This is a genomic window from Actinomyces culturomici, from assembly GCF_900499005.1.
Lineage (GTDB): Bacteria > Actinomycetota > Actinomycetes > Actinomycetales > Actinomycetaceae > Pauljensenia > Pauljensenia culturomici.
This window is the reverse complement of sequence record NZ_LS991316.1, coordinates 443,462-459,960: the sequence shown is the minus strand read 5'-3', so window position 1 is coordinate 459,960 and position 16,499 is coordinate 443,462. Positions and strand designations below refer to the sequence as shown.

Here is a 16,499-nt window from a genome sequence, read left to right as displayed (position 1 = left end):
TGTGACCCAGCGCTCGCATTGCAACCGGATCGTGATGGCGAGGGGTGCCTCCGAGCCCCGGCGCCGGGCCCTCCCGCGCGCCCCGCGCGTATACTCGGACGAACAGCGTCCCCCGGTCGGAAAGGCCTCCTCTCCCCGGTCATGATCACCCGAATCCTGCCCCCGCTCGTCGATCCGCGCTTCGAAGTCGTCGGCGTCTCCTGGGAGCGCGTGCTCCTCCGCCTCGAGATCGTTCGGCGCCCCGGCTCCGCCCTCGTGCCCGTGTCTCCCGACGACGCCGAGCTGCTCCTGCCCGACGACGCGAATGACGCCCCCTCCCCCTTCGTCCTTCGCCGCGGCGACGTCGTCGCGTCCCCCCTCACATCGACGAGGACGGGCGAGGACCGGTGGATCGTCACGCTCAACGTGACGAACTTCGAGGACCGGGCCGCGATCCCCGACGGGACGTGGACGGTCGTCGGCAGGGACGCCGACGGGTGGCACAGAGTCGGCTGCGACCTCGCCCTCGTCGACCTCCTCGACGAGCGCTCCCGCGCGTTCCTCCACTCGGGGAACCGGCGCGTGTACGTCGTCGAGTTCTCCCTCCAGCCCTTCACCCCCGAATTCGTCCTCCGCACCTACTTCTTCGAGCGGACGACTCCGCCGACGAGCCCCCTCGACGCCGTGAAGCGCGGCGCGCGGACCGCGTGGCGGGGCGCCAAGCGCTCGAGCCTCATCGCCGCCTACCGGGCGTCGCTCGCCGCCCACCCGAACCGCGAGTGGACGATCCTCTTCGCCTCCGAGGCCCGGCCCGAGATCCAGGGGAACCTCAGAACGATCCGCGACCGCATGATCGAGCGCGGCCTCGACAAGCGTTTCGACCTCCTCTACTCCTTCCGCACCGAGGCGATGTCGGACCGCAAGACCGCCCTCGAACTCGCCTGGAGGATGGGGTCGGCCGGAACGATCATCATCGACGACTACTTCCCGCTCCTCGATTCCTTCCCCGTCGATGGGAATCACACGATCATCCAGGCGTGGCACGCCGGGTCCGGATTCAAGGACGTCGGCTACTCGCGCTTCGGCAAGTGGGGCTCGCCGAACCTTCAGAACGTCCACCGCCACTACACCTACGCGATCTGCGGGTCCGAGGCGCTGCGCGACGTCTACTCCGAGGTCTTCGGCATCGAGCGCGAGGCCGTGATCCCGACCGGCCTTCCGCGCATCGACGACTTCCTCGACCCCGACCGGATCGCCGCGGCGAAGACCCTCTTCGAGGAGACCTACCCGACCGCCGTCGGCAAGCGAGTCCTCCTCCTCGCCCCCACCTTCCGCGGGAAGGGCATGGCCGACGGGTACTACGACTGGGACCGGATCGACTTCCCGGCCCTCTACGCGGCTCTCGGCGAGGACTCCGTCCTCCTCGTCCGTCAGCATCATTTCGTCGTCGACCCCGCGCCGATCCCCGAGTCGATGCGCGATCGGATCATCGACGCGTCAGGCTTCCCGGACACGAACGACCTCCTCCACTTCGCGGACGTCCTCATCACCGACTACTCGTCGATCATGTACGAGTATTGCCTGCTCGAGCGCCCGATGATCTTCTTCGCCTACGACCTCGACATGTACGCGGCGACCCGCGGCATGCACCGCGACTACCGGGCGACCGCGCCCGGGCCGGTCGCGACGACCTTCGACGAGCTCCTCGCCCTCATCGAGGCGCCCTCCCTCGACCTCGAGAAGGCGCGCGCGTTCCGCGAGGAGAACTTCGACCACCCGGGTGCCGGGAACGCCGATCGCTTCATCGACTGGCTCCTCCTGCACCGCATGCCCGAACGGTTCCGATCCGCCCGACGCACCTGGAGGCGCGCGTGAACGTCGCATTGATCTTCGCCGGAGGCAAGGGGGTCCGCATGCACGCGGGCTCCGTGCCCAAGCAGTTCCTCGAGATCTACGGGCGGCCCGTCATCGTCCATACGCTCGAGCGCTTCCAGGAGCACCCGGACGTCGACGCGATCCTCGTCGTCATCCTCGACGAGTTCCGCGACGAGCTCCTGCGACTCATCGAGCGGTACGAGCTCGACAAGGTGAAGTGGATCGTCCCCGGCGGGGCGACCGGCCAGGAGTCGCGCCACAACGGTCTCAAGGCGCTCGCGAAGGCGTGCGGCCCCGACTCGATCGTCCTCATCCACGACGGCGTGCGCCCCCTCGTCGACGAGGAGCTCATCACCGCGAACATCGAGTCGGCGAAGGAGTTCGGCACGGGCGTCACCTGCACGAAGACGAACGAGACGGTCGTGAGGGTCGAGGGCCCCGACATCGCCGACGTCATCCCGCGCGCGCCCCTGTGGACCGCGCAGGCGCCCCAGACCTTCCGCCTCGACGAGGCCCTCGAGGTCTACGACCGCGCCGTCGCCGAGGGCGAGCACGATTCGATCGACACCTGCTCCCTGTTCCGACGCTACGGCAAGCCGGTCCGCATGGTCCCCGGTCCGCACACGAACATCAAGATCACGACGAGCTCCGACTACTACGTCGCGCGGACCTTCTTCACCCTCCTCGAGGACGAGAAGGCGTTCGGGGCGAAGGCGAACGCCGAATGATCCCCGTCGCCGACACCACCCGCTTCGCCGCCGACTGCGCCGAGATCGTCGACGCCGACCTCCCGTGGAAGGAGCTCGCCGGGAACCGGATCCTCGTCACCGGCGCCTCGGGCATGATCCCCCTCCACGTCGTCGGCGCCCTCCTCGAGGCCGACCGCCGCTTCGACCTGGGCCTCGACCTCGTTCTCCTCGTCCACGACGCCGACCGCGCGCGGGCGAAGCTCGGGCGGCTCGCCGATGCGCCCAATGCGACCCTCCTCGCGGGCGACGTCGCGACGATCCGCCTCGACGGACCGTTCGACCGCGTCTATCACGGCGCCTCCCCCGCGCGTCCCTCGCTCCACGCGACGAATCCGGCCGGCACCCTCAAGGCGAACGCGCTCGGAACGCTCAACGTCCTCGACCAGGTGAGCGACCACCCGTGCTCCTTCGTCCTCATGTCGTCCTCGGAGGTCTACGGCGCGCAGCCGGGCGACGCCCTCATCGGCGAGGACTCCTACGGGCCCCTCGATCCCTACAACGTCCGCGGCTGCTACTACGAGGGCAAGCGCCTCGCCGAGACCGCAGTCGCCGTCTACTCCCACCAGTACGGGATCCGCGGACGCGTCGTCCGCTTCGGCCACATCTACGGGCCCGGCATGGCCCTCGACGACGGTCGCGTCCAGGCCGACTTCGCCGCCGACGTCCACGCCGGGCGCGACATCGTCCTCACCGGCGACGGGACCGCCGTGCGGACCTACACCTACGTCGGGGACGCCGTCGCCGGCCTGTTCACCGCCGAACTCCTCGGCGACGACGCGGTCTACAACGTCGCCGATCCCGCCGGCGCAGTCTCGATCCGCGAGCTCGCCGACGCCTTCGTCGCCTCCCGCCCCGATCTCGGTCTAGCGGTCCGCTTCGCCAACGGCGAGCCCCCCAGGGGCGTGAGCGCCCAGAAGCGCCTCGGTCTCGACTCCTCGCGCCTCCTCGCCCTCGGCTGGACCCCGCGCGTCGGCCTCGGCGACGGCGTCGCGCGCATGGTCGGAGCCCTCGCCGAATGAGCGGGCGCACCCTCCTTCAGTCGTGGGCCGCGGGCGCGGACGCCGGCGTCGGCCTCCACTGGGGTGCCCTCCTCCCGGCGGCCCGCTGGCGCCCCGTCGTCCCCTCCCCGCTCCTTCTCGAGGTCGAGGCCGCGGGACCCGTCTCCGTGATGGGGAGGTCCTTCGGACGCACCGCGTGCGTCGCCGCCCTCCCCGGGACCGGGCGCGTCGGGATCGGCCTCGACGAGGACTGGCTGTGGATCGAGTCGGACGCCGAGGTCGCCTCCGTCCGCTGGTCGATCGAGGGCGAGATCGAGGCCCCTCGGATCCTCGCGATCGTCCCGACGATCGGGCGGGTCGCCGAGACCCGCGCGCAGATCGCCAACTTCCTCGCCTCGGACCTCGTCGACCTCGTCCTCGTCGTCGACCAGCGCGGCGGCATCGCCGGCGACCCCGGGATCGCCGAGCTCGCCGCGAGCGCGCCCGGCCGCGTGCGCACCGTCGAGCAGGGGAACTTCGGGGGCTCGGGCGGATACGCGCGCGGCATGCTCGAGGCGCTCGCGACGCCCGACCGCGCCGTCCTCCTCTCGGACGACGACGCCTACCTCCCGCCCGAATCGCTCCGTCGGATGGCCCTCCACCAGGAGCTCGCGCGCCGGGCCGGCGTCGCGGAGATCGTCGGCGCCCCCGTCCTCGACGCCGAGGACCCGAAGAGCCTCCAGATCTGCGCCGAGTACGTCCGCGACTCCGACTTCTTCTGGACGAAGGCGGACTCGCTCTACGCGCCGATGCGCACCGACGAGGATCCCGACGCGCTCGCCGACGCGCTCGACCGCCACCACGCGCCGAACTACGCGGGCTGGTGGGGGTGCCTCCTGCCGCCCGGCGCCCTCGAACGCCTCGGCGGTCCGCTCCCCCTCTTCCTCAAGTGGGACGACGCCGAGTACGGGCTGCGCGCCGTCGACGCCGGGTACGCGATCGAGGTTCTCCCCGGGACGGGCGTCCAGCACCCCCGGTGGGACACGACCTCGACCCTGTGGTCGTGGTCCGGGCCGCTCGCCCAGCGCAACCGCCTCGCCGTCGCCGCCTCCCGGGGGGCCTCGCGCGGCGTCCTCGCGTCCTCCCTCGCCCACCAGTTCAAGCACGTCCTCTCCCTCCAGTACGACGTCGCCGAATCGTGGAACGCCGCCGGATGCGCCGCCGGCGACCCCGCATGGTTCGGCGCGGACCTCCTCTCGGCCCGCGACTGGGCGACGAGGACGTGGCGGCGCGCCCACGAGGAGACGGAGAGGACCGCCGCGTCCGCCTCGACCGACGGACCCGCGAAGGCCGTGCGCGACTGGAGGGCGGCCCGCAACTCCTCTGCCCTGCGGGCACTCGGCGTGCTCCTCGCGCCCCGGCGCCTCGCCCGCGAGGTCCGGGAGGTGCCCGCGCGCGCCTACGCGTGGTGGGACTCGCTCGGCGCCGACGTCGTCCGCCTCGACGAGTACACCGGCCCCGCCCTCGTCGCCGATCCTGCGCGGGCCCGGCGCCTCGTCGCGGAGTCGATCGCGACACATGCGCGCCTCGCGCTCTCCTGGCGGCGACTGCGAGCGGAGTACGCTTCGAGGGCGGAGGCGGTGGCCCGATTCGACTCCTGGTCGGCGGTCCTCTCCGTCCCGATCCCCGAGGGGGATCGCGAGAATCGTGCGGGGGGCGCATCCCGGCACGGGAAGGCTCACTCATGAACAGCGGTCACTCGAGCGGCGGGCGCGTCTCGCTCTCCGCCCGTCTGACGTCCATCTGGAACGATCGGCGCGTCCTCTGGCTCCTCGTGAAGCGCGACCTCAAGGTCCGTTACGCGGACTCCGTCCTCGGCTACGTGTGGTCCGTCCTCGACCCGCTCGTCATGGGCCTCATCTACTGGTTCGTCTTCACCGTGATCTTCAAGCGGAGCGTCGGCGAGGATCCCTACATCATCTTCCTCCTCTCGGCCCTCCTCCCCTGGCTGTGGTTCCAGATCGGCCTCACCGAGGGGACGAAGGCGATCACCTCGCAGGAGAAGCTCGTCCGATCGACGGCGGTGCCCCGCGAGATCTGGGTGCTGCGCTCCGTGTTCGCCCGCGGCATCGAGTTCCTCCTCTCCCTGCCCGTCCTCCTCCTCTTCCTCCTCATCTACCGGCCGCCGCTCAACCACAACATCTGGCTCTTCCCGGTCGCGATCCTTCTCCAGCTCATGCTGCTCGCGGGCCTCTCCTTCTTCTTCGCGCCGCTCATGGTGATGCTCAAGGACATGGATCCGCTCGTCCGCCTCGGACTCCGCTTCCTCTTCTACGCCTCGCCGACGATCTACGGCCTCGGCGACATTTACGGGAATCCGCGGATGCCGGCGATCATCCAGGACCTCTACCTCCTCAACCCGCTCGGCGGGATCCTCTCGGCCTACCGGGCGGGAATCTTCGCCAAGGAGCTCTACTGGACGCCCGTCATCGCCGCCGCCGTCATGTGCACGGCGATCCTCATCGGCGGCTACGCGTTCTTCGCCCGCACCGAGCGCGCCTTCCTCAAGGAGATCTGAATGGAGCCGATCATCTCCGTCGCGGGCGTCGGCCTGCGCTTCAACAAGGGACGCCGCTCCCAGTCCCTGCGCGAGAAGATCCTCTGGCGCCCCTCCTCGGTCCCCGAGGCGAAGAGCTTCTGGGCGCTGCGCAACGTCTCCTTCGACGTCATGCCCGGAGAGGCGATCGGCGTCGTCGGGCGCAACGGCTCGGGCAAGTCGACCCTCCTCAAGCTCGTCGCCGGCGTCATGCTCCCCGACGAGGGACGGATCGACGTCCGGCAGGCGACCGCCCCCCTCATCGAGCTCACCGGCGGATTCGTCCCCGAGCTCACGGGCCGGGAGAACATCACCCTGTCGGCGGGCCTCCACGGGATGAGCAAGCGGATGATCGACGAGAAGTTCGACGAGATCGTCGGCTTCTCCGGCGTCGGCGAGTTCCTCGACACGCCCTTCCGCCACTACTCCTCCGGCATGAAGGTCCGCCTCGCGTTCTCCGTCATCTCGGTCCTCGAGGCGCCGATCCTCATGGTCGACGAGGTCCTCGCCGTCGGCGACCAGGCCTTCAAGGACAAGTGCTACGCGCGCATCCAGGAGCGCCTCGATGAGGGGCGCACCCTCTTCCTCGTCTCCCACTCGGCGAAGGACCTCACGCGCTTCTGCACGCGCGGCCTCTACCTCAAGGGCGGCGCCCTCGTCCACGACGGGCCCATCGGGGAGGTCATGGAGCACTACGAGGGCGACACCCTGAAGAAGAAGTGACCTCTCCTCGCGCGCGCGACCCGCGCGTCGACGCCCTGCGGGGGATCCTCATCGTCGGCGTCGTCGTCGGCCACGTCCTCCTCCGCTTCGTCACTCGCCACCAGAGCCTCGAACTCGCCTACTGGTGGGTCTACCTCGTCCACATGCCCGGATTCGCGGTCCTCTCCGGCATCGTCGTCCGCGACTCGGCGCGATCGGCGCGCACGGCGGTCCGCTCGCTCCTCCCCGTCTACCTCGGGTTCTCGCTCCTCCACATCGGAATGCGGGCGATCGAGGCGACCGGCGGACGGATCATCCTCGAACCCCTGTGGTCGCCGGGCCTCCACTGGTACCTCCTCGCGCTCATGGTGTGGCGCCTCGTCCTTCCCGTCTTCGACCGGATTCCCCGCTCCCTCGGCCTCGTCCTCGCGATCGCCGCCTCGCTCGCGGTCGGCTTCCTCGAGTCCTTCGGCCCCCTCCTCTCGGCCTCGCGGATCGTCGTCTACCTCCCGTTCTTCCTCGCCGGCCGGATGCTCGGCCTCGACGGGTTCGCGCGGCTCGCCGAGCGCACGGGCCGCCTTGTCGGCGCCGCCGCCCTCGCGGGCTGGCTCGCGATCGGCGCCGCGCTCGCCCTCTCGCCGGGCTTCCGAATCTCCGAGCTCACCGGAAAGCTCCCCTACTCGGCGACCGGGGACCACTGGTGGCTCGGGTTCGTCGTGCGCATCGCCGCCCTCGTCTGCACGGGCCTCGTCGTCGTCGCGGGGGCGGCGCTGCTCCCACGACGAGCAGGAGCGATGTCGCGGATCGGCGCGGACTCGATGCCCGTCTACCTCCTCCACCTCTACCTCGTCTATCCGCTCGATCACGTCGCCGACCGAATCGCCTCGCTCCCCCTCATGTGGGGGATCGTCCTCGTCCTCCCCGTCCTCGCGGTCGCGCTCTGCCGCACCCGGCCGGCGAGTCGTTTCGTCGCCGCCTACTCGCGCCTCCTCATCGGCGCCTACGACGCCCTCGTCGGGGCCGCGCGCGGCGGGGGGGCGCGCCTCAGCGGCGGTGGAGCGCGACGAAGTTCCTGAGGACGAGGTGCGCGGGCGACACGTCGACCCCGCGGACCTGCCGACGGATCTCCTCCGCCTTCTCGACCGGGTAGTACCGGCCACCGTACTCGTCGATCCGCCCCTCGACGCCGGCGAGGTCGAGCTCGGGGTGGAACTGCGTCGCCCACGCCGCCTCCCCGATCCTCACCATCTGGACGGGCGCCGCCTCGCCCTCGACGAGGAGCGTCATCCCGGGCGCCGGGGCGGAGACGGCCTCGTGGTGGCCGACGTAGGCGGAGAAGGTCTCGGGCACGCCCTCGAGGAGAGGGTCGCCGGCGGAGGCGGCCGTTCGACGCAGCGCGATCCCGCTGATCTCCTCCCCGTGCGCGGTGTCGACCGTCCCGCCGAGGTGGAGCGCGAGGGTCCCGAGGCCGTAGCAGATGCCGAGAAGGGGGAAGGACTCGTCGAGTGCGCGGTCGTAGAGGGCGCGCAGCCACGCCTCCGCGCGCGTCTGCGCCTCCGTCTTGCCCGCCGGATCGCCCGAGGCGTCGAAGGGGGAGCCGCAGACGATCGCGCCCGACCACTCGCCGAGGTCGAGGGCGGGCAGCTCTCCGGCCTCCATCCGCACCCGCCGCCACTCGCCCTCGTGAAGGCCCGCGATGCGGGGGAGGTCGGCGGTCTCGGAGGCGAGCACCGCGCCGTCCTCGCGGGAGGTCAGCATGAGGAAGGGCCTGGGCATGGCGCCATCGTATCGGGGAGGCCGGGGCGCGCCCGGACCGTCCGCACTGCCAGACGATGCGACGCGATACCGTGGGGGCATGACCGCTGCCGCGCGCTACAACGACGACCTCCGCCTCGCCCACGTCCTCGCCGATCAGGCGGACAACATCACGCTCGCGCGATTCGGCGCGCAGGACCTCGTCGTCGAGTCGAAGCCCGACCTCACGCCCGTCACCGACGCCGACCGGGCGGTCGAGGACGCGATCCGCACGCAGCTCTCCCATGCGCGCTCGCGCGACTCGGTCCTCGGCGAGGAGCGCGGCACGACCGGACGGGCGAACCGGCAGTGGATCATCGACCCCATCGACGGGACGAAGAACTTCGTGCGAGGCGTGCCCGTGTGGGCGACGCTCATCGGGCTCGTCGAGGACGACGAGGTCGTCATGGGCGTCGTTTCGGCGCCGTCCCTCAAGCGCCGCTGGTGGGCCGCGAAGGACCAGGGCGCGTGGACGGGCACCTCCCTCTTCACCGGGCGCCGGCTCGCGGTCTCGCAGGTTGACGAGGTCGAGAACGCCTCCCTCTCCTACTCGTCGCTCGACGGGTGGCTCCACGCCGACCGGGGCGCGCAGTTCCTCCGGATGCAGTCCTCCTTCTGGCGCACGCGCGCCTACGGCGACTTCTGGAGCTACATGCTCGTCGCCGAGGGCGCCGTCGACGCCGCGTGCGAGCCCGAGCTCGAGCTCTACGACATGGCAGCCCTCGTCCCGATCGTCACCGAGGCGGGCGGGCGCTTCACGTCGCTGCGCGGGCAGGACGGCCCCTGGGGCGGCAACGCGCTCGCGACGAACGGGCTGCTCCACGACGAGCTCCTCGCGGCCCTCGACTGGCCGGCCGAGGACGAGTAGGACCTCCCCCGTCCGAACCGCCTCGGCGTCGTCGGCGCCGATCGCGCGGACGCAGATGCGGGCGGGATGCGCGACACTGTCCCCATGCGGATCCTCCACACCTCCGATTGGCACGTCGGCCGGACGCTTCACGGCGCCGACCTCGCCGACGCGGTCGATGCCTTCTTCGCCTGGCTCCTCGACGTCGTCGAGGAGCGCGGCGTCGATCTCGTCCTCGTGAGCGGCGATCTCTTCGACCGCGCCGTCCCGCCGATCGAGGCCCTCGGGCGGACCTCGCGCGTCCTCGAGGATCTCACCTCCCGCGCGCGCGTCATCACGACCTCGGGCAACCACGACGGCCCCGCGCGCCTCGGCCTCTTCGCGCCGATGCTCGATCAGCGCCTCGTCGTCGCGACCGATCCGCTGCTCATCGGTCGGGCCGTCGAATGCGGGGACGCGGAGGACGGGTGCCTCGTCTACCCGCTCCCCTACCTCGAGCCCGACCTCGTCAAGCAGGATCTCTCGGACCTGCCGGAGGAGGACGGCGCTCGCCCGCCCCTTCCCCGCTCCCATGAGGCGGTGATCGCCGCGGCGCTTCGGCGAGTGCGCGCCGACCTCGAGGAGCGCCGCTCGGGCGGGGACCTCCGGCCGGCGATCGTCATGGTCCACGCCTTCCTCGCCGGGGGCGCGCCCTCCGACTCGGAGCGCGACCTCGAGATCGGCGGCGTCGCCTCCGCTCCCGTCTCTCTCTTCGACACCCTCGGCGGTGCCGATGCCGCGGATCTCGGCCTCGTCTACGTGGCCGCCGGGCACCTCCACCGCCCGCAGGCGGTGTCGGGCGCGAAGGTCCCGATCCGTTACTCGGGCTCCCCGATCGCCTACTCCTTCTCCGAGGCGGGCGCCGACAAGTCGGTCGTCCTCCTCGACGTCGACTCCGACGGCGCGCGAATCGAGGTCCTCCCGATCCCGCCCTTCCGCCGCGTGGCCGTTCTCCGCGGGACGATCGCCGAGCTCCTCGACGCCCCCGATCCCGCGCTCGCCGACGCCTACTGCCAGGTGACGGTGACCGACGACGCGCGCCCGGAGCGCATGGTCGCCCGCATCCGCGCCGTCTATCCGCGCGCCCTCGTCATCCAGCACGATTCGGCGGCCCGAGCCGCGATCCCCGCGGGCGCGTCCTCGCCCTCCGCGCGCGAGCCGCGCGAAGTCGCCCGCGACTTCTTCGAGACGGTCGGAGCGCGCCCGCTCGACGATGCCGAGGCGGCAGTCGTCGACGGCGTGTGGGCGGACATTCGGAAGGAGGCGGCGAAGTGAGGCTCCATCGGCTCGCCTTCACCGCGATCGGCCCCTTCGCGGGGACCGAGATCATCGATTTCACGGCCTTCGACGATTCGGGCCTCTTCCTCCTCGAGGGACCGACGGGCGCGGGCAAGTCGACGATCATCGACGCCGTCGTCTTCGCCCTCTACGGGGACGTCGCGCGTCAGAAGGACGCGTCGAAGGACCGACTCCGCTCCGACCTCGCGGCGCCGAAGGTCCATTCGGAGGTCGACCTCGTCTTCGAGACGGGCGCCGGTCTTCATCGCGTCCACCGCTCCCCCGCGTACACCCCCAAGGGCCGCAAGAGCCCGCGCAACGATCCGGCGACGCTCGTCCGCGTCGTCGAGGATCCCTCCGCCGAGGACGGCTATCGGACCGTCGGGACCGTCGAGCGCGGCGCCCGGCAGGTCGACCCGGAGATCCGTCGACTCGTCGGCCTGTCGAAGGAGCAGTTCCTCCAGACGGTCGTCCTCCCCCAGGGGAAGTTCGCCGAGTTTCTCACGGCGACGTCGCAAGAGCGCGAGGGGGTGCTGCGCGACATCTTCGACACCCGGATCTTCCAGGATTTCCAGGCGCGCCTCGTCGCCGCCGGCTCGCGCACCCGCGCGCTCGTCGACGAGACCGAGCGCGAGTGCGCCCGAGCCTTCGCCACCGTCCTCGCGCTCGCGCCCGATGCCATCGACGAGGCCGGGGCCGAGGACTCGCTCACCGGAGGCGATTCGGCGACCGAGGAGTCCGCTCCTCCGGATCCACTCGCGGAGGACTCGGCGCCGGCGCGCGCCGCGGCCGACGCCGTCCTCGCGTCGGCGGAGGACCGTCTCAGGGCCGCGAGAGGACGCCTCGCAGGGCTGCGAACCGCCGCCGACGCCGCCTCCGCCGCCCTGGCGGAGGGCAGGCGGCTCGCCGAGCGTCTCGAGGAGAGAGCCGAGCGCCTCGCCGAGCGGGAGAGCCTCGATGCGCGCCGAGAGGCGGTCGACATCGACCGCGAACTCCTCGCGGCCGCCCGCACGGCGGCGCTCGTCGTCCCCGCGCTCGATGCCGCTCTGGCCGCCGATGACCGGCTCGCCCGAGCGGTCGAGAACCTGCGCGCCGCGCGGGCCGATGCGGATGAGGCGCTCGACGGGGCCGAGCCGGTTCCCGCGCTCGGCCCCGATGAGGAGTGGGGCGCCCGCATCCAGCGCCTCGCCCGATCCCGCACGGAGACGATCGCCGAGCATCGCGCGCGGATCCGCGACCTCGTCGACCTCGAGCGGGGCCTCGAGGAGCGCCGCGCCGATCTCGCCGCGCGCGAGGCGCGTATCGGTCGACTCGAGCAGGAGCTCGACGAGGTCGCCGAGCGCGTCGCCGCGTACCCGCCGGCGCTCGAGGCGGCCGAAGCCTCCCGGTCCGCGATGGCCCGCGACCTCGCCGAACTCGAGGGAGCCGCCACCCGGGTCGAGTCGCTCGAGAAGCGCGCTGCGGCCGCAGCCGAGGCACGCGACCTCATCGAGGAGTTGAAGGCGCGCGCCGATGCCGTCTCGACGGCCGCGAGAGCGGCGCGCGACGCGCGCGATGCCGCGATCGTCGGGCACGAGGCCTGGCTCGCGAGCACCGGCGCGGCCCTGGCGGCCGAGCTCGAGGACGGCGTCCCCTGCCCGGTCTGCGGCTCGCCCGACCACCCGGATCCGGCGATCGATCCCGACGCCCCGGCCCCCGGCCGAGACGAGGTCGCCGCGCTCGATGAGGCGAAGCGCGTGGCGGACGACGCGCTGGCGACCGCGCAGCACGAGCACGCGCGCACGACCGAGGCCCTCAAGGGCGCGAATGCGCGCGCCGACGGGGACGTCGCCTCCATCGCCCTCCTCCTCGACGCGGCGCGCGCCGACGCGACGCGGGCGCGAGAGCTCACCTCCTCCCTTGCCCGCCTCGACGCGGATCTCGCGGGAGCGAGGAAGGAGCTCGAGGACGCGCGCGCCCGCGAGTCCTCACTCGGTCAGGTCCTCGCGGAGGGGCGCGCGAGCGCCCGCGCCCTCCGCGAGGGGATCGAGGCCGACGCCGCCGCATGCGCCGCCGCGGCCCCCGCGGGCGGGTCGCTCGCCGCCCTCGACGACTCCTGCACCGACTCCCTCGCCGCGCTCGATATGCTCTCTCAGGCGCTCTCGTCCTGGGAGCGCGCCTCCGCCGCCGCCCGTACCGCCGGTGGGGCGGCGGCGACGGCGCTCGCCGACGCCGGATTCGCCGACGGCGAGGAGGGAGCGGCGGCCGCTCGCGCCCGTCTTCTTCCCGACGCTCGGGTCGCCGAGCTCGCCGACGGGATTCGTCGATTCGACGCCCGTTCCGCCGCCGTCGACGACCTCCTCGCGTCCGAGCGCCTCTCGGGACTCGACGGTGTCGCGGTGCCCGACCTCGATGGGCTTGCCGCCGCCGCGGCGGCCGCACGAGCCGCCGACGACGCCGCCCAGGTCCGCCTCGGCGAACTCGCGCGGGCCGCCGAGCAGACCTCGGGAGCCCACACCGACTTCCTCGAATCGCGGCGCCTCCTCGACGCGGCCAGACGAGACGCGGGGCCCGTGCGCCGACTCGCGGGGATCGCGGACGCGACCTCGAAGGAGAACCTCGTCGCCACGCCCCTGTCGGCGTGGGTGCTCGTCTCCCGCCTCGACGACGTCCTCGCGGCCGCGAATCCGCGGCTCCTCGCGATCTCCTCCGGCCGCTACGAGCTCGTCTCGGCGCCCGACGACGGAACGAGCTCGCGCAAGTCCGGTCTCGGCCTGCGCGTCGTCGACCACGACGCTGAGGAGACGCGCTCGCCGCGCACCCTTTCGGGCGGCGAGACCTTCTACGCGTCGCTCGCCCTCGCCCTCGGCCTCGCCGACGTCGTCGCCTCGGAGGCCGGCGGGGTCGAGCTGCGGACGATGTTCATCGACGAGGGATTCGGCTCGCTCGACGCCGCGACGCTCGACCTCGTCATGGCGGAGCTCCACGCGCTAAGGGATTCCGGACGAACCGTCGGCGTCATCAGCCACGTCGACGAGATGGCGCGACAGATCCCCGATCAGATCCGCGTCCGCCCGAACGGGAGGGAGGGCTCGACGCTCTCGCTGCGCGTCTGAGCCGCGGGCTCGGGCGCGGGCGCGGAGGTTGTCGCGGCGGGACGAGTCTCAGTCCCGCAGTCCGAGGTCCTCGGCGAGGGCGAGGCGCTCGGAGACGTCGAACCACTCGAGGGCGCGCTCCCACAGCCGGGCGACTGCCTCGTCGGCCTCGTCCTGCTCGTCCGCGTCGAGGACCGCTCGCACGTCGTCCGCCGCCTCCGGCGAGTCCGCGAGGATCGCGGCGACGTCCGCCCACGTGGCGTCGATCGGCCCGGTCTCGACGACGCCCGCGCCCGTGAGGGGACGATCGGGCGCGTCGACGGCGAGGACGAGTCGGATCGGCGCCTCTCCGCTCGCCTCGCGCAGGTCGACGAGGGAGACGAGCGCCGCCTCGGTCTGCGCGTCGTCCTCGAGGACCTCGATGCCCTCCCGGTCGGTGCCGGCCGGGGCGACGACCGCGAATCCGGGGCGCTCGGCGATGTCGTCGGCGAGGAGGTGGGAGGAGAGGGCCGGCAGGTAGACGCGCATGGTCCTAGTGTTCCACACCGCGCCCCCGGCGCCGACGCCCCGGTGCGGGAGCCGTGATCCCCGTGAACGTCTCGGCGAGCGCCGCGATCGCCCGCGATGCGGGCGCACTCGATGATGCGGCCAGGACGCTCCTCCCCTTGAGCAGGGCTTTCGCCACGGCCTCGTCCTCTGGGACGAGGTGGACGCGCGAACCGGGGATGATCGCCGAAAGGGCGGCGTCGAGGGCGTTGCGCGGCCGCGGCCCGGTCGACGCGGAGTCGACGCGATTGACGACGACGCGGGGCGCCGTGCCGGTGCCGTTCGCCTCCCACCACTCGAGCGCATGAGCGAGCCGGTTGATCCCGAGGACGTCGGCGCGCGCGACGCAGAGGATGTCATCGGCGATGCGCAGCGCCGCGGCCGTCGTGTCGTCGCGACCGCCCTGCTGACGGATGTCGTCGGCGACGGCGTCGAGGCTCACCGCGGCGACGTCGACGACGATCCACGTGCAGCGCTCCCGCGCCCGGTCGAGGATGGAGGCGAGCGCCGCGGGGCCGATCTCGCGCCATCGGTGCGGGCTGGTGAGACCCGTGAGGAGGCGCAGTTCCGGGGAGTAGTCGAAGGCCGCCGCTGCGACGGCGTCGGCGTCGAGAGCGCCGCGAACGCAGCGCCTGGCGAGGGCCGAGAGTCCGGAGGCGTCGACGGGGATCCCGGCCATGTGCGCGATCGAGGGGTCGCGCACGTCGGCGTCGACGAGGAGGGTCGGCGCGCACTGCGCGAGCGCGTGGGCGAGGCCGAGGGCGATCGTCGACCGGCCGGGGGCGCCCGATGTCCCCCAGACGGCGATGATCCGGCCGCGTCCGCCTCCCGCGTCGAGGGCGGGGATGTCGGCGTCCCCGCCGACGGCATCGCTCGGGGGATCTCGGCGCGGGTCCTGCTCCGCGGGGTTCTCGCGACGCGCACTGGAGTGCGGACCGGGGGGCGCCTCGACCGTTTCGAGGGGCGTCGCCCGCGGACCGTTGACGAGGGCGAGAAGGCATTCGACGACCTGGTCGGGGGCACCGCGGGCCGCGAGGGCGTCCGCCCCGAGGCCGCGCGCCTCGGAGGAGCCGAGTGCGTCGACGAGGAGGACGACGCCGGCGCCGCATCTGCGGATCTCCTCGACGACGAGGGCGTCGAGGTCGGGTTCGGAGGAGTCGAGGACGACGAGATCGCCGACGCGCGCCCGGGCCGCCGCCCGAACCTCGGCGAGATCGGCGCAGCGGCGGACGACCCGCAGTTCCTCGGCGCGGGCGTCGATCGCGCGGACGAGGTCGCCCTCGTCCTCCGGGGCGAGGACGAGGACGCCGCGGCGGGCGCTCACGCGGCCCCGATCGGGACGGCCGCGAGGGCGTCGCCGCCGCTCATCGCGTCGAGGACCTGTGAGAGCGCGGAGGCGTCGATGAGGATCTCGATGCGGGAGCCGGAGCGCGAGAGGGAGCTCTCCTCGTCGAGGATCCGCACGAGGACGACGTCGCCGGCGACGAGGCGCGACTCCCCGGCGGCCTGCGTCCCCCGGGCCGGCCGCGGGAGCGCCCAGAGTTCGAGGAGATCCCCGGGCTCGGCCGAGGCGGGCAGCCCGTCGGCGACGGAGACGACGAGCCGGCGGGTCGCCCCGTCGGCCTCCGTCGTCACCGCCCCCTGCGCGACGAGCTCCCCGGCCCCCATCGAACGGGCGGCGAGTCCGCCCTGCGGCATCGCGCCTTCGAGGACGTAGGACTCGGCGGGGATGCGCGCGTCGACGAGCGTCGTATTCGACGCGTCGAGGGGCTCGCCGACGGCGACGGCGCGGGTCGTCCGGTAGACGGAGACCCCGGCGCGGGCGTCGGCGACGAGCCATGTGCAGGCGAGGATGGAGATCGCGATCAGGGCCAGTCCGCCGAGGAAGCGCGGGTCGCGCCACAGCGGCCGCGGACCGGAGACCCGGAGCGTGCGTCGTCGTGTGCTCACCCCCGTATCCTCTCCGATCCGGGGCTCTCAGGAGAGCTTTCCACAGTAACCGTTCTTCCGACGACGCGAGAAGGATCCGACTCTTGGGGCGCG

The 16,499-nt window shown here is 72.6% G+C and carries 14 protein-coding genes; 10 read left to right on the top strand and 4 right to left on the bottom strand.

The genetic code is table 11. The features are described 5' to 3' along the window. The first annotated feature begins 141 nt into the window (after window positions 1-141). The 7 genes from DY157_RS01985 to DY157_RS01955 are packed head-to-tail and all read left to right on the top strand — an operon-like array spanning window position 142 to window position 7,954. On the top strand, window positions 142-1,854 hold the full coding sequence (locus tag DY157_RS01985) for a CDP-glycerol glycerophosphotransferase family protein (RefSeq protein WP_115726991.1): 1,713 nt from the start codon (window positions 142-144) through the stop codon (window positions 1,852-1,854). After that, entirely contained in the window at window positions 1,851-2,582 is a 732-nt protein-coding gene (locus DY157_RS01980; RefSeq protein ID WP_115726990.1) for an IspD/TarI family cytidylyltransferase, read from the top strand. The genes DY157_RS01985 and DY157_RS01980 overlap by 4 nt, the downstream gene beginning before the upstream one ends. After that, entirely contained in the window at window positions 2,579-3,622 is a 1,044-nt protein-coding gene (locus DY157_RS01975; protein ID WP_115726989.1) for an NAD-dependent epimerase/dehydratase family protein, read from the top strand. The genes DY157_RS01980 and DY157_RS01975 overlap by 4 nt, the downstream gene beginning before the upstream one ends. Beyond that, window positions 3,619-5,328, top strand: coding sequence for a glycosyltransferase (locus tag DY157_RS01970; protein ID WP_115726988.1), 1,710 nt, complete (start codon window positions 3,619-3,621; stop codon window positions 5,326-5,328). Before DY157_RS01975 ends, DY157_RS01970 begins: the two co-directional genes overlap by 4 nt. After that, entirely contained in the window at window positions 5,325-6,158 is an 834-nt protein-coding gene (locus DY157_RS01965) for an ABC transporter permease (RefSeq protein ID WP_115726987.1), read from the top strand. Before DY157_RS01970 ends, DY157_RS01965 begins: the two co-directional genes overlap by 4 nt. Then, the gene (locus DY157_RS01960; protein ID WP_115726986.1) at window positions 6,159-6,899 is read left to right on the top strand and encodes an ABC transporter ATP-binding protein; all 741 of its coding nucleotides are present in this window, start codon (window positions 6,159-6,161) and stop codon (window positions 6,897-6,899) included. Continuing rightward, complete coding sequence (locus DY157_RS01955) at window positions 6,896-7,954, top strand: acyltransferase family protein (RefSeq protein ID WP_160159404.1); 1,059 nt, start codon at window positions 6,896-6,898, stop codon at window positions 7,952-7,954. Before DY157_RS01960 ends, DY157_RS01955 begins: the two co-directional genes overlap by 4 nt. On the opposite strand, the gene DY157_RS01950 is transcribed toward DY157_RS01955, so the two are convergent. Further along, on the bottom strand, window positions 7,923-8,654 hold the full coding sequence (locus DY157_RS01950) for a glutamine amidotransferase-related protein (protein ID WP_115726984.1): 732 nt from the start codon (window positions 8,652-8,654) through the stop codon (window positions 7,923-7,925). The two genes, DY157_RS01955 and DY157_RS01950, sit on opposite strands and share 32 nt — an antisense overlap. Before the next feature lie 79 nt (window positions 8,655-8,733). On the opposite strand from DY157_RS01950, the gene hisN reads away from it, so the two are divergent. From hisN to DY157_RS01935, 3 genes are all read left to right on the top strand, one after another. Then, the gene (hisN, locus tag DY157_RS01945; protein WP_115726983.1) at window positions 8,734-9,540 is read left to right on the top strand and encodes a histidinol-phosphatase; all 807 of its coding nucleotides are present in this window, start codon (window positions 8,734-8,736) and stop codon (window positions 9,538-9,540) included. An 84-nt stretch (window positions 9,541-9,624) separates the two neighbouring features. After that, window positions 9,625-10,833: an exonuclease SbcCD subunit D gene (locus DY157_RS01940; RefSeq protein WP_115727878.1), complete on the top strand. Its 1,209-nt coding sequence runs from the start codon at window positions 9,625-9,627 to the stop codon at window positions 10,831-10,833. Further along, window positions 10,830-13,931 (top strand): AAA family ATPase, encoded by a 3,102-nt coding sequence (locus tag DY157_RS01935; protein ID WP_160159403.1) that lies wholly within the window; start codon window positions 10,830-10,832, stop codon window positions 13,929-13,931. The genes DY157_RS01940 and DY157_RS01935 overlap by 4 nt, the downstream gene beginning before the upstream one ends. A gap of 48 nt (window positions 13,932-13,979) precedes the next feature. Here DY157_RS01935 and DY157_RS01930 read toward each other — a convergent pair whose 3' ends face one another. Genes DY157_RS01930 through DY157_RS11280 form a run of 3 tightly spaced genes read right to left on the bottom strand, consistent with a single transcriptional unit; the run spans window position 13,980 to window position 16,406 of the window. Further along, window positions 13,980-14,438, bottom strand: coding sequence for a DUF6912 family protein (locus tag DY157_RS01930; protein ID WP_115726981.1), 459 nt, complete (start codon window positions 14,436-14,438; stop codon window positions 13,980-13,982). Window positions 14,439-14,442: 4 nt separating this feature from the next. Further along, the gene (locus DY157_RS01925; RefSeq protein WP_160159402.1) at window positions 14,443-15,780 is read right to left on the bottom strand and encodes an AAA family ATPase; all 1,338 of its coding nucleotides are present in this window, start codon (window positions 15,778-15,780) and stop codon (window positions 14,443-14,445) included. After that, the gene (locus DY157_RS11280) at window positions 15,777-16,406 is read right to left on the bottom strand and encodes a hypothetical protein (protein WP_160159401.1); all 630 of its coding nucleotides are present in this window, start codon (window positions 16,404-16,406) and stop codon (window positions 15,777-15,779) included. The genes DY157_RS01925 and DY157_RS11280 overlap by 4 nt, the downstream gene beginning before the upstream one ends. Window positions 16,407-16,499: the final 93 nt, after the last annotated feature.

Bases quoted from the DNA above. Each gene is read 5' to 3' on its own strand.
- DY157_RS01985 (WP_115726991.1), top strand. From the start codon at position 142: ATGATCACCCGAATCCTGCCCCCGCTCGTCGATCCGCGCTTCGAAGTC.
- DY157_RS01965 (WP_115726987.1), top strand. From the start codon at position 5,325: ATGAACAGCGGTCACTCGAGCGGCGGGCGCGTCTCGCTCTCCGCCCGT.
- DY157_RS01960 (WP_115726986.1), top strand. From the start codon at position 6,159: ATGGAGCCGATCATCTCCGTCGCGGGCGTCGGCCTGCGCTTCAACAAG.
- DY157_RS01930 (WP_115726981.1), bottom strand. From the start codon at position 14,438: ATGCGCGTCTACCTGCCGGCCCTCTCCTCCCACCTCCTCGCCGACGAC.
- DY157_RS01950 (WP_115726984.1), bottom strand. From the start codon at position 8,654: ATGCCCAGGCCCTTCCTCATGCTGACCTCCCGCGAGGACGGCGCGGTG.
- DY157_RS01940 (WP_115727878.1), top strand. From the start codon at position 9,625: ATGCGGATCCTCCACACCTCCGATTGGCACGTCGGCCGGACGCTTCAC.
- DY157_RS01970 (WP_115726988.1), top strand. From the start codon at position 3,619: ATGAGCGGGCGCACCCTCCTTCAGTCGTGGGCCGCGGGCGCGGACGCC.
- DY157_RS01975 (WP_115726989.1), top strand. From the start codon at position 2,579: ATGATCCCCGTCGCCGACACCACCCGCTTCGCCGCCGACTGCGCCGAG.
- hisN (WP_115726983.1), top strand. From the start codon at position 8,734: ATGACCGCTGCCGCGCGCTACAACGACGACCTCCGCCTCGCCCACGTC.